At 45.8% G+C, this 24,009-nt stretch carries 19 protein-coding genes; 5 read left to right on the forward strand and 14 right to left on the reverse strand.

Features of this window, described 5'->3' with window-relative positions; all coding sequences use genetic code 11:
* Window positions 1-107 precede the first annotated feature (107 nt).
* Entirely contained in the window at window positions 108-2,342 is a 2,235-nt protein-coding gene (locus GWK76_04200; GenBank protein QHU92479.1) for an AAA domain-containing protein, read from the forward strand.
* A 180-nt stretch (window positions 2,343-2,522) separates the two neighbouring features.
* Here GWK76_04200 and GWK76_04205 read toward each other — a convergent pair whose 3' ends face one another.
* The 3 genes from GWK76_04205 to GWK76_04215 are packed head-to-tail and all read right to left on the reverse strand — an operon-like array spanning window position 2,523 to window position 5,996.
* Window positions 2,523-4,733, reverse strand: coding sequence for an FtsX-like permease family protein (locus tag GWK76_04205; GenBank protein ID QHU92480.1), 2,211 nt, complete (start codon window positions 4,731-4,733; stop codon window positions 2,523-2,525).
* Window positions 4,734-4,744: 11 nt separating this feature from the next.
* Complete coding sequence (locus GWK76_04210; protein QHU92481.1) at window positions 4,745-5,473, reverse strand: ATP-binding cassette domain-containing protein; 729 nt, start codon at window positions 5,471-5,473, stop codon at window positions 4,745-4,747.
* On the reverse strand, window positions 5,454-5,996 hold the full coding sequence (locus GWK76_04215; GenBank protein ID QHU92482.1) for a PadR family transcriptional regulator: 543 nt from the start codon (window positions 5,994-5,996) through the stop codon (window positions 5,454-5,456). Before GWK76_04215 ends, GWK76_04210 begins: the two co-directional genes overlap by 20 nt.
* A gap of 201 nt (window positions 5,997-6,197) precedes the next feature.
* Here GWK76_04215 and GWK76_04220 point away from each other — a divergent pair, with 201 nt between their 5' ends.
* Genes GWK76_04220 through GWK76_04230 form a run of 3 tightly spaced genes read left to right on the forward strand, consistent with a single transcriptional unit; the run spans window position 6,198 to window position 9,048 of the window.
* The gene (locus tag GWK76_04220; protein ID QHU92483.1) at window positions 6,198-6,806 is read left to right on the forward strand and encodes a hypothetical protein; all 609 of its coding nucleotides are present in this window, start codon (window positions 6,198-6,200) and stop codon (window positions 6,804-6,806) included.
* Window positions 6,803-7,519, forward strand: coding sequence for a thioredoxin domain-containing protein (locus tag GWK76_04225; GenBank protein QHU92484.1), 717 nt, complete (start codon window positions 6,803-6,805; stop codon window positions 7,517-7,519). Before GWK76_04220 ends, GWK76_04225 begins: the two co-directional genes overlap by 4 nt.
* Complete coding sequence (locus GWK76_04230) at window positions 7,519-9,048, forward strand: polysaccharide deacetylase family protein (protein QHU92485.1); 1,530 nt, start codon at window positions 7,519-7,521, stop codon at window positions 9,046-9,048. The genes GWK76_04225 and GWK76_04230 overlap by 1 nt, the downstream gene beginning before the upstream one ends.
* Window positions 9,049-9,090: 42 nt before the next feature.
* Here the strand turns inward: GWK76_04230 and GWK76_04235 are convergent, their stop codons facing one another.
* Window positions 9,091-9,315 (reverse strand): DUF167 domain-containing protein, encoded by a 225-nt coding sequence (locus tag GWK76_04235; protein ID QHU92486.1) that lies wholly within the window; start codon window positions 9,313-9,315, stop codon window positions 9,091-9,093.
* A 152-nt stretch (window positions 9,316-9,467) separates the two neighbouring features.
* Between GWK76_04235 and GWK76_04240 the strand changes: the two genes are divergently transcribed.
* Complete coding sequence (locus GWK76_04240; protein QHU92487.1) at window positions 9,468-10,079, forward strand: helix-turn-helix domain-containing protein; 612 nt, start codon at window positions 9,468-9,470, stop codon at window positions 10,077-10,079.
* A gap of 1 nt (window position 10,080) precedes the next feature.
* Here GWK76_04240 and GWK76_04245 read toward each other — a convergent pair whose 3' ends face one another.
* The 10 genes from GWK76_04245 to GWK76_04290 form a co-directional block, all read right to left on the reverse strand.
* Complete coding sequence (locus tag GWK76_04245) at window positions 10,081-13,215, reverse strand: HsdR family type I site-specific deoxyribonuclease (protein QHU92488.1); 3,135 nt, start codon at window positions 13,213-13,215, stop codon at window positions 10,081-10,083.
* A 26-nt stretch (window positions 13,216-13,241) separates the two neighbouring features.
* Window positions 13,242-13,928 (reverse strand): hypothetical protein, encoded by a 687-nt coding sequence (locus tag GWK76_04250; GenBank protein ID QHU92489.1) that lies wholly within the window; start codon window positions 13,926-13,928, stop codon window positions 13,242-13,244.
* Window positions 13,929-13,999: 71 nt separating this feature from the next.
* A complete protein-coding gene (locus tag GWK76_04255) occupies window positions 14,000-15,025 on the reverse strand; it encodes a UvrD-helicase domain-containing protein (GenBank protein ID QHU92490.1) in 1,026 nt (341 codons plus the stop codon).
* Window positions 15,006-16,454: an AAA family ATPase gene (locus GWK76_04260; protein ID QHU92491.1), complete on the reverse strand. Its 1,449-nt coding sequence runs from the start codon at window positions 16,452-16,454 to the stop codon at window positions 15,006-15,008. Before GWK76_04260 ends, GWK76_04255 begins: the two co-directional genes overlap by 20 nt.
* Window positions 16,451-17,356 (reverse strand): restriction endonuclease subunit S, encoded by a 906-nt coding sequence (locus GWK76_04265; protein ID QHU92492.1) that lies wholly within the window; start codon window positions 17,354-17,356, stop codon window positions 16,451-16,453. The genes GWK76_04260 and GWK76_04265 overlap by 4 nt, the downstream gene beginning before the upstream one ends.
* A gap of 110 nt (window positions 17,357-17,466) precedes the next feature.
* Entirely contained in the window at window positions 17,467-17,616 is a 150-nt protein-coding gene (locus GWK76_04270; GenBank protein QHU92493.1) for a hypothetical protein, read from the reverse strand.
* Window positions 17,613-19,670 (reverse strand): hypothetical protein, encoded by a 2,058-nt coding sequence (locus GWK76_04275; protein QHU92494.1) that lies wholly within the window; start codon window positions 19,668-19,670, stop codon window positions 17,613-17,615. The genes GWK76_04270 and GWK76_04275 overlap by 4 nt, the downstream gene beginning before the upstream one ends.
* A complete protein-coding gene (locus tag GWK76_04280; GenBank protein QHU92495.1) occupies window positions 19,663-21,156 on the reverse strand; it encodes an N-6 DNA methylase in 1,494 nt (497 codons plus the stop codon). Before GWK76_04280 ends, GWK76_04275 begins: the two co-directional genes overlap by 8 nt.
* A 30-nt stretch (window positions 21,157-21,186) precedes the next feature.
* A complete protein-coding gene (gene radC, locus GWK76_04285; GenBank protein ID QHU92496.1) occupies window positions 21,187-21,840 on the reverse strand; it encodes a DNA repair protein RadC in 654 nt (217 codons plus the stop codon).
* Window positions 21,841-21,896: 56 nt separating this feature from the next.
* On the reverse strand, window positions 21,897-24,002 hold the full coding sequence (locus tag GWK76_04290) for a DUF262 domain-containing protein (GenBank protein ID QHU92497.1): 2,106 nt from the start codon (window positions 24,000-24,002) through the stop codon (window positions 21,897-21,899).
* Between the last annotated feature and the right edge of the window lie 7 nt (window positions 24,003-24,009).

The following is a 24,009-nucleotide window of genomic DNA, read 5'->3' on the forward strand; positions in this document are numbered from 1 at the left end:
GTATTATTATATCAGATGTAAACTGTAGCCATATCGCTCGTATAGGACATACGTTTATTAAGCAGTAGTCTGGGTTAGCACTCTTGCACTGAGAGTGCTAATTTGCTATGATAATCATATCAATTATCCCCGCTCTGTCTCTTGCCGCGGCGCGTCATAAATACGGACTTAGAAAAGCCCAAAAAATCAAAGGAGGACCTATGCCACCAAATATGCAAGAAGAATTACAGCAACCGCTGGAGAAATTCGGCACTGATATCACGGCGCTCGCCAGAGAACATAAACTCGATCCGGTCATCGGGCGCGACGAGGAAATTCGCCGCACCATGCAGATCTTGAGCCGGCGCACCAAGAATAACCCGGTGCTGATCGGCGAGCCGGGCGTCGGTAAAACCGCCATCGTCGAAGCCTTGGCGCAGCGCATCGTCAAAGGCGACGTACCGGCGTCGCTGAAAGATAAGCGGCTGATTTCCTTGGAAATTTCCAGTTTACTGGCTGGAGCGAGCTTTCGCGGTCAATTTGAAGAGCGCCTCAAAGCAATTTTGAAAGAAGTTGAAGAGGCTGCTGGCGAAATTATTTTGTTCGTTGATGAAATTCACACCATGGTCGGCGCCGGTAAAACCGAAGGCAGCATGGATGCCGGCAATATGCTCAAACCCGCCCTGGCACGCGGTAAACTACACATGATTGGCGCGACAACCTTGGCGGAGTATCGCCAGCATGTCGAAAAAGACGCAGCCCTGGAACGGCGTTTTCAGCCAGTTTACGTCGGCGAGCCGAGTTTTGACGATACCGTGGCGATTTTGCGCGGCCTGAAGGAAAAGTACGAAGTGCATCACGGCGTTAAAATCTCTGACGATGCCATCGTGGCGGCGGCGCGGCTATCCACCCGCTATCTGCCTGATCGCTTTTTACCTGATAAGGCCGTCGATTTGCTGGATGAAGCCACCAGCGCTCTGAAGATGCAGCTAGAGAGTGTGCCGATTGCTCTCGATCGGCTGAATAACCGCCGCTTGCAGCTGGAGATTGAGGAAGCCGCGCTGAAAAAAGACAAATCTGACCACGCCAAAGCCCGCACAGCAGAAATCAAACAGCAAATCACCGACCTTCGGGCTCAAGCCGAGGTGATTGACAGTAAATGGCAGCACGAAAAGGACATTCTCCAGACCGTCAATACCGCTACTGAAAAAATGGATAGTCTGCGCTCGCAACTAGAAATCGCCGAGCGCGACGCCGACCTGGCCACCGCCAGCCGCATCAAATACGGCGACCTGCCAGAGTTGGAGAAAAAGCTGGCTAGCGCCCGCCAGGAACTGGCGGCTATCCCGCCGGCTGACCGCCTGCTGCGTGAAGAAGTCACCCCTGATGACATCGCCAGCGTGGTGGCGCGCTGGACGGGCATTCCGGTGGAGCGGCTGATTGAGACCGAATCCAGCAAATTGTCCAAATTAGAGGAACACATCAGCACCCAAGTGATTGGTCAAGATAAAGCCATCGCCGCGGTAGCTAGCGCCATTCGCCGCTCGCGCGCTGGCCTCAGTGATACCAACCGGCCAATCGGCTCCTTCCTCTTCCTCGGCCCCACCGGCGTTGGTAAAACAGAGGTAGCCCGCAGCCTGTGCCGCGAATTATTTGACGACGAACACGCCATGATTCGCATCGATATGAGCGAATATATGGAGCGGCACGCCGTAGCCCGCCTGATTGGCTCGCCGCCAGGCTACGTCGGTTACGATCAGGGCGGCCAACTCACCGAAGCGGTCCGCCGCCGCCCCTACAGCGTGGTGTTGTTTGATGAAATCGAAAAGGCCCACCCCGATGTCTTTAACGTGCTTCTCCAGGTGCTCGACGATGGTCGCCTGACCGATGGCCAGGGGCGAACAGTCGATTTTTCGAACACGGTCATCATCATGACCAGCAATGTCGGCTCGCAAGCAATTATGGATTTTTCTGGCGACGATCTGTCGGCACTGGATAATCAAATGCTTGAGGTCCTCAGACAACATTTCCGTCCAGAGTTCCTCAACCGCATTGACGATATCGTTATTTTTGACCGCATTCGACCAGAAGCGATGCGGGCAATTGTCGATGTTCATTTGACCAAAGTAGCTCGCCAAGTTAAAGACAGCCGCGACATCACGCTGGAATTTGACGAGAGCGTCCGCGACATGCTGGCCCGGGATGGCTACGACCCGGCCTTTGGCGCCCGCCCGCTCAAGCGCTTGGTGCAAAAGCGTATTCTTGACCCGCTAGCACTGGAGCTGATTGACGGGCGAATTCATGATGGCATGGCAGTAAAAGTGAATATGATTAACGACCGCATGAAGTTCCAAAAACAATAATTAAGTTTCACCTATTTCCCTGATTAACACCTTCCATCGTCGTACAGCCGCGTAAACACGCCCGCATTTGGCCGCAAACGTCCGAAGCCCCGCCTTGATTGAATCAATGCAGAGCAAGAAAAAGCGTCCCAGCCGCCAACTGGAACGCTTTTCGGTAGATTATCCTCGGACCGAAGCACACTACTCGGTTTGATTAGCCTCTGCCCGCGTCAGCTTATCAACCATCGGCAGAATCAGGTAAATACCGATGATGGCTGCCGCCAGACCGATACCAACGATGGCAAAGTACGTTGGTGTTAACACCGGCTTCAGCGTCGTCGAGAATGTGCTGGTAAACACCGCCCCCGTCCATACGCCAAGGCTACACGACAGAATCGAGGTGATCAGCAGCGGCGCCGCCGACTCAACCATCACCAAGCGCTTCAACTGCGCGAGGCGCATACCGCCCAGCCGCAGCGTGTACAGCGAGCGACGACGTTCCATTAGCCCGCCAATCGTCGAGACGATCAAGCTTGCCACCGCCACGAACAGCGTCACGCCGATACCGACATAGGCTAAGTCGGCAAACTCGCGAATCGTTGGATTGATATGCGGCTTCTTGGCATCAGTACCGCTCACTGCATAGGTTAAATCGTACTGATTAGCCTTCGCCGTCACCAAGGTACGCAGCTTCTCGATGTCATCGTCTGATTTCAATGTCACCAAATATTCTTTAGCGCCATTCGTATCAACCCGGTCATTAATCAGTGACACATTTTTGACCACCGGCTTATCAAAATTCAGCAGTGCAAATTGGTCGGGTTGAGCACTATTCGGACACGCGTGCTCGGTGTACATTGCCAAATCTTGGCAGCGAATCGCGTCGCCGTCCTCACGCGGATAGGTCGTCGCCACCGACGTGATGTAAGATTCTTGCTTTAGCTGCTCTGCCATATCACCTGGTAGCGAACGACCGATGACAATTGCCGTACCGCGCTTTAATTGCGAAAAGCCGTTATCTTTGACAGCTTGAGCGTTTAAGCCTTCAATACCGCTGGTCGCCGTCAAGTAAAAGCTACCCGCAAACAGCGCCAATACCACGCCGCTGACGCTGCGGAAAATTGTCCGCGAATGCACCGCCGTACGCTTACCAGCAATCAACATCGAAGCGTTATTAGCCCAGCGAGCTGCCAACAGCGACAGCTTATTAGTCAGCCAGCCGCCAGCCAGAATCAAGCCGAACATCACCAGCAGCAGCGCCGCCATCAATAGTACCGACGGCAGAGCTGATTCTTTATTAGCCGCCAGCCAATCCCGCCCTGGCTTCGACGACAGCCAAGCAAAGAACGCAATACCAAGTGCCGGTACCAGCGCCCGCCAAGCGCGCAATTTCTTCACCTTTTCAACCGAACGCGACACGCCCAGCGGCGAAATCTGCGCCCGGCGCATCCGCCGCCAGTTGACAAACATCGTTAGTCCCAGCGTCAAACCGATAATCAACGCATATTGCGTGCCAGTTAGCACCAAGTCGCTAGGATTAAATCGCATGCCGTCCATCTTGAAAGCCTGTAGCGGCGCTTGCAGCAGCCAGAACGCGCCCAGCCCGATAATCACGCCAACCACCGACGCCAACAGCGATTCTAGCATCAACACCAGCCCCACTTGCTGCTTAGTTGCGCCAATCAGCCGCAAGGCGGCATAGCGTTTCTCACGCTGCGCGGCGCCCAGTTGCGTTGCTACTGACACGAAAATGACAATTGGAAACAGCAGGATCGTCCCGCCGACACCAAATACAATGATCGCTACCGGATCAAATACAGCGCTCGACTTCAATCCATTGGTGTCCGTCCGATAGACATCAGCAAAGTATGACGGCTGCCCCTGAGATTTGGTAAAAGCATCGCTCTCGGCCACTTCCTCGGCGCTCGCGCCACGTACCATCATCAGTGCATCCGGGCTGGCAACATATTCGCTAGGAATTACGCCAAGGTATTTGGTATTTTTACCAAAACGTGCCAAGATATTGTCCTCTGGATGCTGAGCAACCGCATCGGCCAACGCTTTTGATAAGTAGTATTCACCAGGACGCGGCGTTTTTAGCTTGGCAAATTGCGGCGATTTAGCCGTGCCGTACATTGAATAAGACTGGATGGACTGACCGCGCCATTTCGACGCATCACCACGCCAGGTGCCGCCAATTTTCAGCGGTTCAACACCCTCAATCGGTTTTTGTTCAGCCGCACCGCGAGCCGCCTGATACGCCGCCGTATTAATTGCTAGCCCACTAGCGCGCCCCTTTATCCCGTTGATACCAGCCGTAAAGCAGCACACCAGCACGATCCCCAGCGCCACCGCCGCCGTGGTCAGACCCAGACGCGCGAACGACTGGCGGCCAGACTTTTGTAATAACATCCAACTAACGCTCATCGGATAATCCTCGCATTAGTTTTATTAAGCCTCACCCGCATTGGATTTACCGCCGCCTCGGCGCCAGAAATCTGCCCATCACGGACGATGATTTCCCGATCAGCATAGGCGGCAATCGTTGGCTCGTGCGTCACCATAATAACCGTTGTGCCGTGGTCTTTGGCGGTTTTGATAAATAACTCCATGACCTTTTCTGAGTTCAGACTATCCAGCGAACCAGTCGGCTCGTCAGCGAACAGCACTTTCGGCTCAATCACCATGGCTCGGGCGATCGCCACCCGCTGCATTTGTCCGCCCGACAACTCGCCAAGCATGCTGTCAGCTTTACTCGCCAGCTCAACCTTGTTCAGCCATGATTTCGCCTTTTGATAGGCCTCGTTTCGCTTGACGCCGTTGAGCAGTAGTGGCAACGCTACATTGTCCAGCGCCGTTAGCTCCGGCACTAGCTGTCCAAACTGAAAGACAAAACCAAAGCTGGTGCGCCTTAGCAGACTGCGCTTATCGTCACCCATCTTATCAATCCGCTGGCCGTCGAAGTCGATCTCGCCGCCATCAACTTTGGTAATCGCTGCCAAGCTGTGTAGCAGTGTTGACTTACCAGAACCCGACGGACCCATAATCGCCAGTACTTCGCCCGCCTCGACATCCAAGCTAACACCGCGCAGCGCCTGCGTTTGCCCGAACGACTTTGTAATATTTTTAGCGCTAATTATTGGTTTGCTCATGCAAAATTTCCTCCTTTAGCCGCGTTAACCGCGAAATAGTTAATTCAATCCAGCGTAAATCCGCCTCCAAATGATACAGCGCATGATCGATCAGCAGCATATCCGATAAATTGCTGTCACGCCGCTGAGCTGTCAGCTCACGCATCCGTTGGATGTGCGCCTGCCGTTGATTATCCAGATACGGCGAAGCGTCACCGTCCTTCAGGATGGCCAGCACTGCTTTGATATACATGGTCGCTTGCAGTTGCGGCGACGGCGCCTCTGGTGATTCCAGCCACGCCTGCAAATCTTGCTTACCCTCGTCGGTAATTTCATACCGAACCCGATCCGGCCCGCCCGATTCGCTGGTATCAGTAATTTCTTTGACCTTGTTGTCGCGTTTGAGCCGCGCCAGAGTTGAATATATCTGACCGGTTAAAATTGGCTTGTCCTTACCAAAATAGCCGTCATATTTTTTCTTTAACTCATAGCCATAATTTGACTCTTCCGCTAAAAAACCTAACAGGGTATATTGAACGCTCATACTCTTACTATACACCCTGTGTTTAGTTATTGCAAGAGTTTTATACACTCAGTGTATAGTTTGTATTGGCGACCAACTACCCGCTCTCTTGCTATACGATCTACCCCATCACAGCCACCTCATTCCGTAGCCCGCCACCCAAACGCGAGTAGACTGCACCAGAATGCATACTATTATGCAATTTTGACGTATAATGGATGCATGGTTCAATTTTGCCGAGTGTATAATAAACGGCGCTCTGTCAAGTCGGCCGCGTTGGGGGTTAGTAAAATTCTCAGCTTACCACCCTACTTGCTACTGGCAATTGTCTTATTCGTGCTGTTTGCACTCATTATTTTCTTTGCCATCAACGCCAATTTTTATGGCCCGCTGATGATGTCGCGACTACCAATATTAGACAAAATCTCCCTTCTTGGAACCATGTTCATTGATATATTCAAACAGGGCTTCAGCTCGCTAAACGGCGCGCTACTGCTCATGGTGTCACTCCTCCAAGGACTGTCAATTACCGTCGTCATTTTCACTGCCAAGAAAAATAAGCGTAATGAACAGTCGGTCACTCGACAAGTCGGACTCAGCGGCTTGGCCTCCGTGGCTGCCGCCATCGGTTTGGGCTGCGTTCCTTGCGGCACGTCACTCATCCTGCCGCTCGTTGCCGTGTTCTTCTCAGGCGCCGCCACAGCCACTGCCGCCACTGTCGCCAGCACCCTCGTGCTGATCCTAGCCCTGCTATTAAGCCTCTTTTCACTCTACAAGTCTGGACAAATCGCCTTTATGTATACCGAATTAGCAAAACAGGGGGACATATGAATCGACAAAAAACAGCCGGCATAGCACTCATTTGGGTCATCTTGGGGATTATGATCACGGGAATTGTAGCACTATTTATTTATGGTATTGTCAATCGCCCGCCAAATCGCCACATTGGTGACGGCAAGCCGTGGAACGAAAAGATGTCGCAAGGCTCTACTGAGGCCAAGCACGTATTCGTTGACTATACTGATTATTTCTGCTCATTCTGTGCCGAAGTTGAAGCGGCCACCAACGCTGATTTCTTCAAAAATGAGTATCTCAAATCAGGCAAAGTTCGCTACGAACACCGCGTGGTGACGCTGCTCAAAGAAGTTACCGACAACACAGAAACTGGCGCTCACGCTGCTTTTTGCGCCGCTGACCAAGACAAATATTGGCAATATACCCACGACATCGTGCCACGCATCAAACGTGATTATTTTGACAAAGGAATTGGTGTGAAAAACGTTGCCGTACCGCAAAAAATTCCACCACTGCCGTTAGGCTACTTCCTGGCTTCTGCTAAAAATATTGGCATGGATGAGGCAACATTTACTGATTGTATGACCAAAAAACCTCACCAAAAAGAGATTGATGACAGCACCCAAAAAGCCCTTTCGCTTGGCGTGAGCGGTCTACCATACATGGTAGTCAATGACTATGTCGCCAGTGGATTTATGGGCGGCGAAAATGGACTGAAGGCAATTTTGAAAGCTGGTGGAGTGAACTAATGTCTGCCAAAAAAACGCAAACGAAATCTCAAAAATTATCAAAAGAGCGACCGTCAACTCAGCCTCGTCGTGAGCCAAAAACCAGCACAGCGCCCCAAAGCACATCAAAACTAAGCAGTGTCTTATTCGCCATACTACTTTTGTTGGCGGTAGTCGCCATGGCGGCGTTATTTTATCTCCAATCCATACAACCACCCGTCCAGCGCCCAACCGTTCTGGAAGATGAAAAGTACTATTTCACCGATTCACGCTATGCTGGCATCCGCTCCAAGTTCGTAACGCGCGACACCAAACGCGAAAAGGTCTCAATTGAGTATCCAATTACTAGCAATTCCAAAATCAACAAACTCATCGCCCGAGCAATTGACCGTGCTGACAGCGATTTCCGCTACACCTCATCGAGTACTATCACCTTTGAGCGACCAATGACCGAAACCATCAGCTATCAAGTGACGCACAATAATACAGTAGCTCTGTCGATTATCGTCAATATCAAACAAGACATGCACGGCGCACATCCAGTGTCATTGACGCTATTTTGGACCTTTGATAAAGATTCTGGCGAGGTGATTGGCCTAGATAATTTGACTGAGAAATCAGAGGAAGCCACCAAGGCAATCGTGACAGCCGCCCAACGAGACGTCGCACAAACCATCAAACAACGCCAGCAGCCAGAAGCAAATCTTGAGGAAATGATCACCAAAGAAACATTGGCAAACTTTACCATCGCTGACGATGGCAATACCTTGGTCTGGCCAATTGGACAAGCCTCCCTGTTGCCGTCAGCCTATGGCGAATTAACCATCAAAGTACCAACCACAACTGTTGCCAAATACCTACAAAATCCGACAGCTCAAAAACTAGGGAATTTCCCTAAACCACCCGAGCCAAAGCCAGAACCAAAGCCAGCACCCGCTGTACCAGCACCCACGCCAACCACTGGCAATAAAGTGATCGCTTTGACGTTTGATGACGGGCCGGGACCATACACTGCACACCTACTGGACATCTTGGATCAGTACGGTGCCAAAGCGACGTTCTTCTTGATTGGTAGCAAAGTTTCCGGGCAGGCTAGCGTCGTACGCAGCATCCAGGCGCGCGGCCACCAGCTGGGCAATCATTCATGGTCACACCCTGAACTACCTAAACTATCAGTTAACCAAATTGCTGGCGAAATCGATCGCACCAACGAAGCTATCAGGCAAGCCACTGGCGTCAAGCCAACCATTCTGCGACCACCGTATGGTGCAGTCAACGGTGTGGTTTTAGAACAACTTCGGGCGCGTGGCATGTCGTCAATCTTATGGTCGGTCGACACCCGCGACTGGGCTGATCGCAATAGCCAGATCGTCTGTTCGCGCGCCGTCGCTGGCGCTCGCCCCGGAGCCATCATCTTGATGCACGACATTCACCAAACCTCCGTTAATGCCGTGCCGTGTATCCTCAGCTCACTGAAGCAGCAGGGGTATTCGTTTGTGACCGTGCAGGGACTACTCGGCAATATGGCGCCAGGGGCTGGATATCCGTAGAATCGTAGCTGGATGTTGCGGCTACTCATTGCGGCGACTATTCTATTTATCTATCTCAAACACCTTATATTTCGAAGCCGCGCCGCGCATCAATTTTACCTTTGACGACGCCACGCTAAAATGCTTTGCCAGCAGCTTCACCGCCGCCGCGTTTGCCCGCCCCTCAATGGCTGGCGCCTTGGTGTATACCGTCAGCGAACCGTCATCGTTCGGGACGACTTCTTCGCGGTGGCGGGAGTTGGGTTTGAGATGGGCGGAGATTTTCATGGTTAATATCCTACAGGCTTTGTCATATCACCTTTCCTTTAGCCCTATTATACCTCCTGAAGACAAACTTTGCGTATTGTATTGCCCATGCGATAGGCAACGTAAAGTTGCTCGCCAAGACACTAAAATTACGCTATGCTGTTAGAAAATAAATGAAAGGGCGCCAAATGATTTTTGCCAAAAAGCTTAAACAATTACGTCAACAAACTGGTTGGTCACAAGAACAACTAGCCGATCGACTCAACGTTACACGACAAGCGGTTGCTAAGTGGGAACGAGGTACGGGCTTTCCAGACATAGACAACGTACAAGCGCTAGCAAAATTATTCAACACTAGTGTAGACGAGCTGCTCGACTACACACGAGCAGGATTAGCTTCGGCCATACGCGAACCACTTGATCTTGATGCCTACCCGACAGATATGAAAGAATATTCAGCATCCGACCTGGCAGTTACAGACAAATTTGCCGACGCCGACCAAATTGAATCACTAAATCGCCACAGACGACTAACGTGGTGGCAACAAATCATCGACTTTTTCGTAGGAGCTGGAACGCTTGATATCGCTTTTTCCGGCGAAGCCATTGGACAACTTAAAGGCGATAGACGCTATTATCTGGTTGAAAAGTCCGGTCGCTCATGGATCGTCGAAGTTACAAAAACATACGTTGAACGTCGTGAGTTAACCAAACCGTTCCCGCGTCAACAGCTGTCTGTTGGTGATTTTATCTATCGACGAAGCGGGTTTATTGTAAAACCATAAATTAATCGAGCAAGCTCGCTCCGCCGCCAGCGTCATACGCCGCGCGTTTTTGACTCCACTCATTGCCATAGCGCTTGGCCTGTTCTAATACCATGTCAGTTGCCAATGCCTGTTGATCTGGCGGATAGCCATATTTTGCCAAAGTTTTCTTAACGTTAACTTTCAGTTTTGCCTGAACATTCCTGCGCTCGGCCCAGTCAATCGTGGCATCACGACGCACCTGCTCTAACAATACTTTTGCGATATCACGAAGTTGCGCGTCACCCAGCACCTCACGAGCACTGCCATTTTCAACCAGCGCATCGTAAAATATAATCTCATCCTCACTTAGACCATCAACCGCACCATTCTCAACGGTTTGGCGCACTTGCTGCCCAATGTTGATTAATTCCTCAATCACCTGTGCCGCCTCGATTGTTCCATTTCTATACCGCGTCAAGGCTTGATTGAGCAAGTCAGAGAACTTCGTATCCTTGGCATAATTTCTCGAAAATCGTAGTTTAATTTCATCAGCGAGCAGCTTTTGCAGAGCTTCCACTGCCAAATTCTTGCGCTCCATGTTACGAATTTCTGCCAGGAACTCATCGCTCAAAATTGACAGTTCCGGCTTTTCTAATCCCGCCGCCTCAAACACATCAACCACACCAACTGGCGCAATTGCTTTATCAACAATTTGTTTCAGCGCACTGCGATACTCGGCATCAGTCACCACCACCGAGCTGGACACTTTCTCCAGCCGAGCTTTCACCGCCTGAAACAGCGCCACTTCCTCGCGAATTTTCAATGCCTCAGGTCTCGGCATAGCCAGCGCAAAGGCCTTACTCAGTTCCAAAACATGTTGTTTCAATCGCTTCTCGCCGTCTTCCAACCCTAAAATATATTCCTCGGCATCCAAAATAATTTGCAGCTGCTGGCTAGTTGGCGCCGTAAAATATCGCCGATAATCAAAGTTACCAAACAAATCGCGTACCACCTCATAACGCATCTGCATCTGTGCCACCGCCTCAGCAATATCAAGCTGCGGTGCGCCCTGCCCGCCACTTTGCGTATAGTCAGAGATAGCATCGCGCAGCGCCCCTGCCACACCCAGATAGTCAACTACCAGGCCACCGGTTTTTCCCGGAAACACTCGGTTGACCCGTGCAATTGCCTGCATCAAATTATGACCCTTCAATGGTTTGTCCAGGTACATGGTGTGCATATTCGGCACATCAAATCCCGTCAGCCACATGTCGCACACAATCACGAGCTCAAGCGGATCATTCGGATCTTTGATACGCTTTTCAATTGCTTTTACTCGCTGTTTATTACGAATATGCGGCTGCAAATGATCAGGGTCGCTAGCGCTACCGGTGATAATCACCTTGATCGCACCAAGTGCGTCATCATCACTATGCCAATCTGGCCGATAAGCCACGATTCTCTCATACAAATCAGCCGCAATACCGCGACTCATCGTCACGATCATACCTTTACCACTTAGTACACTTTGCCGAGCCTCAAAATGCTCAATGATGTCCAGCGCGATAGTATTCAGCCGCTCGCTATTACCAACGATGGCTTCTTTCTGTGCATACTCGGCCTTCAGTGCATCCTGACGACTCAATTCTTCACCCTCCAGCAAATCATCAACTTCCTTATCCAGCCACTGCCGTGTAGCTTCGTCCATATTCAAATCAACCAGCCGACTCTCATAATAAATCGGCACCGTTGCACCATCTCTCACTGCCTGCTCGACATCATAAATATCGATATAATCACCAAACACTGCTGGCGTTGACTTATCATACGTTTCAATCGGCGTACCCGTAAAGCCAATATAACTCGCACCCGGCAGGGCATCGCGCATATACTTGGCATAACCATACACCAGCTGAGCATCACTGGCTCGAACATGCGCCTTCAAACCGTACTGGCTACGATGCGCCTCATCTGCCATCACGATGACATTGCGTCGATCGGTCAAAATTGGCAATTTATCCTCCTCATCCTCAGGCGAGAACTTCTGGATTGTTGTAAAGATAATTCCGCCCGCTTCGCGCTGCAGTAGCTTCCTGAGTTCACTGCGTGAATTAGCTTGCTTTGGATCTTCCCCCAGGAGCTCGCGACAGGCGCTAAACGTACCGAATAATTGACCGTCAAGATCATTGCGGTCAGTCACCACCACAATGGTTGGGTTATGCGAATCGCGCGATTTCATCAGCTTGCCAGTATAAAACACCATACTCAAGCTCTTGCCCGACCCTTGCGTATGCCAGACTACGCCGGCCCGCTGATCGCCATGTTCACTACTGGCCGTCAATGTTCGATCAAGTGCCTTATTCACCACCCAATATTGATGATAAGCGGCAACTTTTTTGATTAATTTATCGCCATCACCTCGCTCAAATACGATAAAATTCTGCACAATGTCCAGCAAGCGCTCAGGCGTACACGCACCGCGCAGCAACACCTCCAACATCGGCACATTGCCAACTTCTTTCTCGCCATCAATCGTCTTCCACGGCATCATTCGTTCCAGCGGGCTGGTGATCGTCCCCATTTCCGCCTCTAGTCCATCACTGGTCACACACAGCTCATTGAACCGAAATAGGTCACTAATCTCGCGCTTGTACGTCTGGATTTGCTGATACGCCGCTACCAAATCCGCCTTCGTATCAGCCGCATTTTTTAGTTCAATCACCACTAGAGGCAACCCATTCACAAATAGCACAATGTCCGGCCGGCGATTATAATCGCCCTGCAGAACCGTCAGCTGATTGACCGCCGCAAAATCATTGTTTTTTGGCGAGGTAAAATCAACCACCCGTACAATATCGTGTTTCGTCTCACCACTTGATACGCGATACTGTACCGGCACACCAGCCACCAGCAGTTGATAAAACTCGTGATTATTCTCGATCAAGCTTGGTTTACTAATCTGCGTTAACCGCCGCATCGCTTCCTTCAGGGCTAATTCTGGAATGTGCGGATTGAGCCGCGCCAAAGCATTATATAGACGCCCAGGCAATACCACCTGTCGCAACTCGCGCTCAGCCACAGCACCATCTGGACCAATATCTGGACCATGTAAAACTTGCCAGCCGAGATTAGACAGGGTATCAAGTGCGTATTGTTCAATTTGAGATTCGGTCATGATAATACTATTTTAACAAACTAGCTCTACTTATCGTCATGCATCTTCATAATTGCATCATGCATAAACGAAAATTCTTGAGAATCGATATACTCACCCATATTAAGTACTAAAACTTCGTCCATAGCGCCAAGACTCATATTACGCATTGTCTTACCAAATGGTCGACTATCTACCTTAACTATCCACTTATAAAGATTAGGTAGATAGACGTTTACTATATTAATTCCATCAAGCTTATTAGTAGTAGGGTTTAAGACATGCATTCCCCACATCTTTCTCTCCTCTGGAAGATTAAATCTTGTCATAACTACAGAGTAATCATCAATACCACCCGCATCATTATTACGCAGCATGTTAGCAATTTTAGATTCATGCTTATAACCCAGGCTAACCATGTTATATTCGCTGAGCTGGGTGATTGACGCACGCCATATGTACGATAATGCGAAAAGTTTCAAGCTTGCCTTATCAACCCTCGAAAGCAAACTGGCAACTCCAGACGGATGAGATTCGAAGTCATTTCTTTTACAAAACTTTATCGCTGCCAAGTCATACTTTCCCAATTTATTATCACACTCAGCACAGAGTATATTTCTATCATACGACCCTGTTGGACGACGCACGGGTTTTCTTAGCCCGTTGCCGATCATCATAAATTGCCCATCATATTTTGGTTGACCGTGAACCAGTTTCATTAGACCTTCAGCCATAATATGCGCCTTAATATCGGGCGGCTTGCTCCGACACAATCTACACAGGCTCTGCCCAGTTCCTCTATTCATCAATCATTAATCCTTGTGATTGTCGAGTAAACACTCTTTCTAGTTCGAGTGGCTGCAGTATAGAGAAAACGCCTACTCATAGAATCTCCTATAATAATCACATCCTCCTCAATAGTGGAGCCTTTGGCGCCCTGTATTGTACTTTTTGGTCCATTCCATGTAGACAGAATGCCTTTTATCTTCTGGCCATTAGCTGACTTATATAACAGAAATCTATTGCCATCATCAAAATCTAAAACTTGGGTATATTTAATTTTATTATACGAAGATTCTCTGTCGCTTCCTGTAATATCAACTTTCAGATTACCCCTTATCCAGCCACACAGGCCATCTCCGCATCTATAAGATAACGTTTCGCTTTTTGTAGCTTGCAACCCACTAAACCACTCACTACCGCCATTTATATTTTGGTTCTCGTCACCAAGTATAATAGTTGGTATATTAGAGCTTCGGAGCATTTCAACAAGCGGCTCTTTTGGAGTCTTTATATCTTGAGCTTCATCAATAATGATATATGCAAATCTTCGTCTAATAATATCAACTACATAGTCTTTATGGTTAGCAATTATAAAATTAGCCAACCCATCTCTTTGCTCGTGACTAAGGTTTAGTGTATCTTTTTGAAACATTATTTCCAAAAATTGCTTATTTGTAAAATTAGGCATGGAAGAAAAAGTATTATATTGAGTGTACAAACTAACATTGTCAATACGTAGCGACTGATTGTGCAAGGTGCCATCATGATTTATTGATATATTTCTACTACCACTACCATAGCCAGCGACCTCATTAAGTTTTATATTTACACCGTCGGGTATTAACGGTATCTTAGGAATAGCTTTAGGTATAATAAATCCAGTTAGAAATGAATCTAGAGTCATTGCAAGATACCCCTCGCAAAGCAACTCATCCTTTACTGAATTATTATAGGTAAGATAAAGACCACGAGAATTATCTTTTAATAAACCCCTGGAATAGGTTGTCTTTCCACCACCTGCAACATATTTAATTACCTCCGAATTCATCTTCTATACTCTGTATAACGCGCCAGCTAGATAAATTGACACCATCTTCAATTATCTTTAACGCTATCTCTGTCTTACGTTTACTTTTAGCAACCATGTAGTCTTTTGTTTCCGACTTCTTTTTTAATAAATCACTAAGTCCGTTCAAAAAACCTTCTTTATAAAGTTCCGTTTCGAGAGTATTGTAGACTTGCACCAATGTCACACTCAACTCATCGCACAATTTCTTTAAGCTATTAAACCGCTTGGTTGGCGTCCCGTCTTTAGTATTAGACCGGTCGTCATCGCTAATAACAATAATTTTCTTATTTAATAAGTGGGCCAATCGCACATACGGCTCAAACATAACGCCAGCCACATTTATTACAGTCCAATTTTTGTTATTGTTTACTACATAGTTCTTGATTATCAGTTCTTCCGTATACCCCTCTACCAAGACTATATTCTCAGATATTATAAGCTCACCACGTCCTGGATGCAAAAATGTATTTAATTTTCTTATTGTTTCTGAATCCATATTATTTAACGATCCACAACTTATCTCGATTAAAGATTTAACATTGAGTTCATTTAATGCTACCGGGGAATGAGTTGTAGCAACAATAAATAAGTTTTCTATACTATCTAGCTTCCTAATTAAGGATCTTAGTAGAGACGGATGGATATGATTCTCAATCTCATCTATAAGTAAAATATTAGTTTTATCATCTAGCGTACAGAGGAACATGTTTGCAACACTACGATAACCAGCGCCTATATTAGCACTATGCTCCTTATCTCCATCAACTATAAAGATCTTTTCATTTGAAATTGAAGGGTTTGCAACTTCTATATTAAGATTATCGGTAAAACCAGATGTTAATTCTTTAAATTTATTTTCCTTTGCTGAGATTTCTTGCTTTATAGATTTTCTTGCCTTCTCCTTTATTTCACTGTAGCCTTCTTCCGAGTCTAGAAATGATGCAAGTCCGACGCTTAGGCCGGGAGTATACAAATCTTCTACCCTATACAGCGGCACTGGGTATACATTAGGTATTGACTCTAAATCGTCCAAAATAATATCTCGATCAATGGGATTACCATTATAGTGAGCAAGTTCTTTGACATAATATCCACTCTTCGTTTTCCTTATTCTCACCCTAAAGCCACACCGCTGTTTACTATTTTCATCCTCATAGTTGAAGCTTGGAATTGAATCATATTCTAGTTCAATATATATCTTTATCGGCCTACTGTCATCGCTATCAAGAAAATCGCTCTTGTTTACTCTGAAATAACTTCCATCTATGGTACTAAATGCCAATCTTATCCCATCTAAAAGATTAGTTTTGCCGCCATTATTAACGCCAGTAACTATATTAAGTCTTTCTCTAAATTCGTATTTTCTATCTAGGTTTCTGAAATTAACAAATTGAACACTCTTAATCATATTTCAATCTCTCCACTAATTAGTTTTGGTAAAAGTGCGTCACGAATATTCACGAGAGAATTAATCTCAAATAAATTAGTTTTTATTTGATCAATTATCGGCGCAAGCTCCAAGGTCATCTCTTTAATATTAGGCGGCATTATAACCTCAGCCTGTTTTAGATGTTTTCGTTGAATATGACCCATAGTTGTAGCTTTTGATTTAGCAATTGATATAAACTGATCTAGGTGATATTTTGTCCAATAGTAATATAGCCATTCAGGATATTTATCTGAGGTGACTTTAAACAGGTGTTGATTAAGCGCACCATCTCCACCACTCCAAAACCTAACCATCAACGTACCAGACCACGAGAACAACAAATCACCATCATGTATGATATACTCTTCCGGAATATTAGCACTGGCGATATCAGTAGAGTCCGTTATTCCACTAGACATCTCTCTAATTTTTATTACAGGAAGAGTTGGTTGTCCATTGATTTTTGGATATTTTTGCATAGCTAAACCATTCAAGAAATTAGCTATTTCATCAAGTGGTTTTTTGTCCCAACTCCTCGCCTCAGGATTATCAACAAAATAATGACGAAAGAGAGCTTGACCGAGCTGCTCGAGGGTTTCGTTCATGCGGCGATTGAGCTCAATTTTTTCATCAAGACTGCCGAGGATATTGGCAATTTTCTTTTGCTGGTCGAGAGATGGCAGATTAAGTTCCATGTTAGGCACCGCTTTGACCGATAAGTGCACTACTGTGCTGCCATTACTATGTGCTAACATATATTCTCGAGCAAGTGGAGACTTTAGATAATAAAAAAGATACCTAGGATCGACGACTTCTGTATCTGTCACTATTATTTTTGACAGATCCAACGAAAAACAAGCACTTCTGCCTATATTCGGCATAATTATAGGGCTACCAATGATTTCACGATTCTGGGTAAGATCTGTGTTTGCTATCAGGATATCTCCTGGTTCAACATATTGCGATGGTTTTATTTGTCCTGCGTAATATTTTATGCCATCAGCATTATATCCCCACCTCTAGCAACAGACTTTAGATTCACAAAAGCAATCCCATTTTCTGAATTAGAATAATCGGCACTTCTATATGAAATACCTTTGATAATCTCTGCAACCTCGCCAAGTAGGATCGTTTTTGTCATTTTTTTATTGCCCTTTCGGTAGCCTCGTCCGCGTTCGCATAATCAGACGCGAGTCTGTCGCGTTCAGTTTTTAATTTATCTTCAAGAAAGTTATGCCTACACTCAACGTCTGCAAATATATCACTCCACTTTCTGACGTAGATTTTACAATTATCCTTTGAAAATATTAACCCTTTTCCTTTTTCCCCATGCCCTTTATTGGTGTCGATTTCACCCTCTATATAGCCTGATGTATCATATCTATTACCAACAAGCATAAAATCCCAGTAAGTATTATCACCATTAAATCGAGAATCTGAGAATATTGTTCGCTGATATCTCTTAATTTGAGATACTTCGTCCTCTCCAAGCAAAATAGAAGGTCTCTTAAGCTCTATTACTAAATTATTGATTCGGTTATTCTCAAGACTTTGTCTACATAAGAATAAGTCCATCTCCTTATTTTTATCTGGTGATTCCATAATCACACTTTGTTTTTTGTCACCATGCAATATATACAGATATTCTGACAATGCTTTTTCAAATTTAGCTTCAGTACTGGAAACAAGATTGTATTCCTCTCCAAAAACCCAAAAATTATGATCCAAAACTCTTTGTACATGATCAACCTCGCGAGAATTAAAGTCATCATTAAAAACTATAGCTTTTAGAGCATCAATTGTAACATAACGATCCTGGATCATCTTAATAGTTTGAATTATGGCATCTAATTTATTCACCTTTAATAGATTCGCTAATTGTTTCTGCTCTTGATCATCAAGCCGTACAACAGCATCAATTATAGTGTACACTTGATCACGCTGGTTCGAATCCAGAAGTGCATTCAGAAGATGCACGAAAGTCTTTTTCTGCTCTATACTTGAAGTACCTTCACCAAATATTTTTGGTTGGATTTGATAAACACCTTTTATAAGAGCTTTTAGTTCGTTATTGCGAGGAATTTCCCAGCTATTATTAGCCTTAGGAATGACATTATCTTTTTCATACCGATCAACGAGATCATCTGCCATCTTTTGGAGATGAGGACTGCGCATACGACGCAGGTATTCATTCATCTCGGAAATGACATATTTAAATTCTTCGTCTTGCTTACTATTAAACTTTTGCTCTTTATTTTGTAGAGGGCTTTGGTCATGACTGATTTTATCCTCGTATGAGAACATGTCAAAATAATCACTTTTTATATATACACTGTGATAAAATTTATCGCCTTTATTGTTCAGTAGAGTTGTAGATTTATAGTTCTCCTTGCCAGTTGAATCTATTAGATAATATCGCGAGAATTCTTTATTTAGTTTTTTCTTCCACTGAATATACTTAACATCAAAGCAAGTTGATGTTGCATCGTGAATAATCTTCTCATCCCTTTCATCAGCTATCATTTCTCTATAGTCAAGAGGGCTACCATTAATAGATATAGAGAACATCTTATCTTTGAACAATTCTAAAAACCAACAAAATTCCTGTAACAGGTATTGCTTTACGGTAGTCTCAATGCTGCCCGAAGACAGCTCGCGTATCCCCTCAAATGTAACCTTTGTTGACGTCCCTTGCTCATATGGTATTTCAGAAACAGGCGAATGGGCACCTATATAGCTGTGCAGGTCACTAGACTCGATTTTTATGTCATATCTGTAAAGTTTGTGTGTTTTTTCGTAGACTGTTGTCCATCTTGCAGTATTTGCAAATGTAAAAAACGTAAGTCGACCCACTCCATTTTTGCCATGCACCAAAGAATGATGCCTAGAGTCTGTCTTATTTAGCGCCTTTTCCGATTCATGAAAAGGCTTAAACTTCACAGACAATAAACCCTGAGGTATTCCGCTTCCATTATCTACTATGGTGATACTGTTTAATGATCCTAACTCATTCTCTTCATAACTAATATCAATACTAGTTGCACCAGCATCAAATCCATTCCAAATATATTCGGCGATTGATTCCTGTGGCGAATAAGCACTTAATATAGATTTGACTCCATCTCCACCAAGCTGGATCTCGTCCGAAACAGTTGCTTCCGCTAGACTATCTTTTAATACTGTACTGTTAGTCATTTCTATATGATTTTTTTATTCTTTTTAGGTTTATAGCGATAGATTTTTCTAGTTCACGGCTCTTCACAAACTGCCCCTCAAGCTCAGCCGTCAGCCTAGCAAATTTCTCGGCAAACAGCTCATCGTCTTCCTCAGCCTCTTCAACGCCAACGTAGCGACCAGGTGTCAGTACGTAATCATGCTGCTTGATTTCTTCTAGATTAGCAACTTTACAGAAACCTGGCTGATCAGCATACTCCGCACTGGCAGTTTTGTAATCATGATATGTCTTCGCCACCCGAGCAATGTCTTCTGCAGTCAACTCACGGTTGCGGCGGGTCACCATTTTACCCAAATTTCGCCCATCGATGAACAATACTTTTCCGTGACGGTTGGCGCGATCGCGCGACACAAACCAGAGGCAGCACGGTATGGCTACATTAAAAAACAGTTGGCTCGGCAGTGTGACGATGGCGTCAACCATATCATTGAGCACTAACTGCTTACGGATGTCACCTTCACCGCCAGTTTGGCTGCTCATACTCCCGTTCGCTAACACAAAACCTGCTGTACCGCGCGGGCTCAAGTGGCGGATCATATGTTGAATCCAGGCAAAGTTAGCGTTACCCTTTGGCGGCAGACCATACTTCCAGCGTGGGTCAGCCTGCAAATGTTCTTGACCCCAATCACTAATATTAAACGGTGGATTAGCCAAGATATAATCAGCTTTCAGGTCAGGCAGCTGGTCATCCGTCAGGGTGTTGCCACGTTTGATATTTGCATCAATTCCCCGAATTGCCATGTTCATTTTAGCGAGTCGCCAGGTCGTTTCGTTGAATTCCTGACCATACACTGCGATGTCGCTAACGCGGCCCGCATGCTCTTCGACAAACTTCTCACTCCAGACGAACATACCGCCGCTACCGCAACATGGGTCATATACACGCCCGCTGTATGGCTCAAGCATTTCTACCAGCAATTTCACGATGGATCGCGGCGTGTAGAATTCACCGCCATGCTTACCCTCACTATCAGCAAACATACCCATAAAGTATTCGTAGACTTGACCAAGCAAATCTTTGGAACTGGCAGTATCAAATTTGATATTTGTAAATAAATCGATGAGTTCACCTAGACGGCGTTTATCTAGAGCTTCACGAGCATAATTTTTCGGCAAAACACCTTTCAAACTAGGGTTGTCGCGCTCAACTGCCTCCATGGCGCTGTCAACTAGTACGCCAATTTCTGGCTGCTTGGCGCTCGCCACCAGGTGTTCCCAACGAGCCTCCTTGGGAATCCAAAAAACATTATCCGCCAAATACCAATCCCGATCTTCTGGATCATAATTCTCATCGACCGCCGCCTGATATCGCGCCGAAAACGCATCTGAAACATACTTGAGGAAAATCAACCCCAATACGACATATTTATAATCCGACGAGCTGATATTACCCCGTAATTTATCCGCCGCAGCCCACAACTGCCTTTCAAGCTCCCTCATGTTCATATGTGTAATTATATCAGATTCGAGGGTCGTTTACTCTGAGTGTATCAGACTCTTGTAGCTAGTTTTCGTAATAATAATATGATCATTAAGCGTAATGCCAAGCAATTTTCCCGCTTCTGCCAACCTACTAGTAACATCTTTATCAGCCTGACTCGCCTCCAAACTCCCGCTCGGATGATTATGCGCCACGATAATCGAGGCAGCGCGATCGGCGATGGCGTCGGCGAAGACCTCGCGCGGGTGCACCAGGCTGGCGGTCAGCGTGCCGATGGTCACTACCCGCTTGGCAATCAAACGATTCGCGCCATCCAGCGTCAGGCAGACAAAATATTCCTGCTTTTTGTCACGGATGTCAGACAGTAGCTCAACCGCCTTTTCTGGGCTATCAATGATCGGCTGGTTGCTATCCAGCAAATACCGCCGCGCCAGTTCCAAACTCGCCAGAATCACCGGGATTTTCGCTTCGCCTAGACCAACCACACTGCTCAGATCATCATACGAAACATCACCGCCTTTTTGACGCACAATTTTCAGCACTTCGCGCGCAATTTTACCGACATCGGCCCGAGCATTACCGCTACCAACAATCGCCATCAACAGCTCCACGTCGCTCAGCCGCGCCGTACCGTAACGCGCCAACTTCTCGCGGGGACGGTCCAAGGGATGACGATCATAGATTCTCATATAGACAGTATAGCAAGCACCCTAACTAAACTAAAGTTGTCAAACTGCACGCATACCTACTGTTCAATCGGCTTTGTCAATTCAACATTGATAGAGATTTTATCAATATTAAACATCTCCGCTAGTTCGCGCATGAGCCGTATTTTTTGATTCGTATTTGTTGCTACGTCAACCACAAGCCCTGTGTCGTGAATCTTTACGGAATTAAAAAATCTTTTAGAATCGTTACTAATCCAATTTTTCGTCTTTTCGCTGTTCATAATCTGATCAGTAAAATCAGGGTTCTCGTCGTACAGATACTCGCAATAGACGCCAAGAATTTGCGACCAGCTCGTTACTGGATAAGAATCATCACCGATATAGAATATTTTTACCGCTGCGCCTGTAAAATCAATATCGTCGAAAATATTAACTTTCGTATCAAGTATTGGCGGTTCAAACGTACTTGTTGGCAGCGGCCAAATTTTAATTATTTTATCAATCCACCACCGCTGGCGCTCCAATATTGCTATTTCATTCCATGTGTCATATTTAGCAACAGTCTTATTAATCTTAAGCGGGCTATCAGCAAACCCGTCTGGCATATCACGCTTTTCCCGGAAACTCTTGTTTGAATATTCAGAGTTATATCCCGTCAATGTCAAATTCGCTAACCCGTGCAAATACGTGCCATGAATTTCATCGGCACGGTCACCGAGCTCATCCCGCCAAGCATTGGTCATGGTTTGCGGCATAATATGTTCAATTGTTAGGTGTAGCTCTTTGTCATTAATCTGTTTCAGTAATGACACGTCCTTAGATTCATCGTCGACCGCAGTTAACAAATACATGACATTGGAAGAGCGCTGATTATAGGTAAAGTTTGCTTTTATCGCTGTTTCTATTTCATTATCTCGAGGTAATCGGATCTGCCTGTTTTTCGAAAGTACGGTATATTTCAGTACTTCAAGATATGCAGCATTGTCCTGCTCAGCAATTGACAATATACTTCTGTGTAATCCGGCGAAATATTTACCTAAGCCTGTTGTCGATAAGTTGATAACGATACGCCGCGAAAAGTAGACACGCAGCACATCAAATACCTCAGCAATTTCATCATCTGACAAATGTCCGTCTTGCCAATATTTCATGACTGATACGGCATACGGAAAGAACGCTTCAATCCTCAGATAACGCATTGTAAATGCCACCGAACTAAGTCTTGCAAATTCATTATTTTCGTCTATGCCAAACTTTAGAAAGCGATAATATTTTAGTATTCTCAAAATCTCGCCGTAAAATTCGTCAAGTGATTCGTATGACTGGTCATTAGAAATACTTTTAGCGAATACTCTTTTGAATTCCGGATATACTTTATCGGTATTCACGACCGATTGGTTCTTGGCGATCAAATAGACGCGGAAGAAGTCGGTAATATCGTCACGCTGCGGATCGGTTAGGTATGTTTCAATATGCTGCCAATAGTTAGTCAAAACATAATCTTGTTTTTCGGAGGTGCGCAACATTAACGAGAAGTTTCGGATTTTGTCGCCATCTGTCAACGGCTTGCCAGTTGAGTTAATACTTTCAAAGACTTTTTGCGGATTATCATCATCTTTGTCTAGAACAATCGTGACAATCTCGAAGTCGTCAAGTGTATCAATATATTGTTCTAAATGATTACGATTTCTAAAGTAGTCGTAAAATTGGAGGTAGGATTTATGCAAATTACTTTTCTTCTCATATTCTGTCAGTTCTGCCTGGCTAAATATTTTCTCAAATATTTTATTGTCAGTAGTTACCGCCCGCAGTTTGATACGGTTTTCCTCTGATCCATATTGTTTTGCATATCTATTGTATAAATACTCGTCCTTGATTTGCTCGGCTATCAGTTCAATCTTTTCAGGAGATTCCAGCGCCAAATGGTAAATTGCGGTAATCATCAGCAAAACTGTCGTCGCACGCTGCTGGCCGTCGATAATGATACTTTGGTCGCCGTCGTTGATATACACGATACTGCCGAAATAATGCTTTTTATCTCCACGCTTCACCTCTTCAAGGTCGTCTAAAAACATTTGGACATTATCGGCTGTCCAAGAATAAGGGCGTTGAAAATTAGGTATTTCAAAGAATTTGTTTGGCGTATATAAGAATAATTTAATGTTAGTTTGCAGCGCTTTCATACATCTA

The organism is Candidatus Saccharibacteria bacterium oral taxon 488, from assembly GCA_010202465.1.
Lineage (GTDB): Bacteria > Patescibacteriota > Saccharimonadia > Saccharimonadales > Saccharimonadaceae > Nanosynbacter.

Coding starts and splice junctions, on each gene's coding strand:
- GWK76_04245 (QHU92488.1), bottom strand. CDS start 13,215: ATGACCGAATCTCAAATTGAACAATACGCACTTGATACCCTGTCTAAT.
- GWK76_04230 (QHU92485.1), top strand. CDS start 7,519: ATGTCTGCCAAAAAAACGCAAACGAAATCTCAAAAATTATCAAAAGAG.
- radC (QHU92496.1), bottom strand. CDS start 21,840: ATGAGAATCTATGATCGTCATCCCTTGGACCGTCCCCGCGAGAAGTTG.
- GWK76_04210 (QHU92481.1), bottom strand. CDS start 5,473: ATGAGCAAACCAATAATTAGCGCTAAAAATATTACAAAGTCGTTCGGG.
- GWK76_04205 (QHU92480.1), bottom strand. CDS start 4,733: ATGTTATTACAAAAGTCTGGCCGCCAGTCGTTCGCGCGTCTGGGTCTG.
- GWK76_04235 (QHU92486.1), bottom strand. CDS start 9,315: ATGAAAATCTCCGCCCATCTCAAACCCAACTCCCGCCACCGCGAAGAA.
- GWK76_04200 (QHU92479.1), top strand. CDS start 108: ATGATAATCATATCAATTATCCCCGCTCTGTCTCTTGCCGCGGCGCGT.
- GWK76_04270 (QHU92493.1), bottom strand. CDS start 17,616: ATGACAAAAACGATCCTACTTGGCGAGGTTGCAGAGATTATCAAAGGT.
- GWK76_04260 (QHU92491.1), bottom strand. CDS start 16,454: ATGATTAAGAGTGTTCAATTTGTTAATTTCAGAAACCTAGATAGAAAA.
- GWK76_04290 (QHU92497.1), bottom strand. CDS start 24,002: ATGAAAGCGCTGCAAACTAACATTAAATTATTCTTATATACGCCAAAC.
- GWK76_04215 (QHU92482.1), bottom strand. CDS start 5,996: ATGAGCGTTCAATATACCCTGTTAGGTTTTTTAGCGGAAGAGTCAAAT.
- GWK76_04275 (QHU92494.1), bottom strand. CDS start 19,670: ATGACTAACAGTACAGTATTAAAAGATAGTCTAGCGGAAGCAACTGTT.
- GWK76_04280 (QHU92495.1), bottom strand. CDS start 21,156: ATGAACATGAGGGAGCTTGAAAGGCAGTTGTGGGCTGCGGCGGATAAA.
- GWK76_04220 (QHU92483.1), top strand. CDS start 6,198: ATGGTTCAATTTTGCCGAGTGTATAATAAACGGCGCTCTGTCAAGTCG.
- GWK76_04265 (QHU92492.1), bottom strand. CDS start 17,356: ATGCCGAATATAGGCAGAAGTGCTTGTTTTTCGTTGGATCTGTCAAAA.
- GWK76_04240 (QHU92487.1), top strand. CDS start 9,468: ATGAAAGGGCGCCAAATGATTTTTGCCAAAAAGCTTAAACAATTACGT.
- GWK76_04225 (QHU92484.1), top strand. CDS start 6,803: ATGAATCGACAAAAAACAGCCGGCATAGCACTCATTTGGGTCATCTTG.
- GWK76_04255 (QHU92490.1), bottom strand. CDS start 15,025: ATGAATTCGGAGGTAATTAAATATGTTGCAGGTGGTGGAAAGACAACC.
- GWK76_04250 (QHU92489.1), bottom strand. CDS start 13,928: ATGGCTGAAGGTCTAATGAAACTGGTTCACGGTCAACCAAAATATGAT.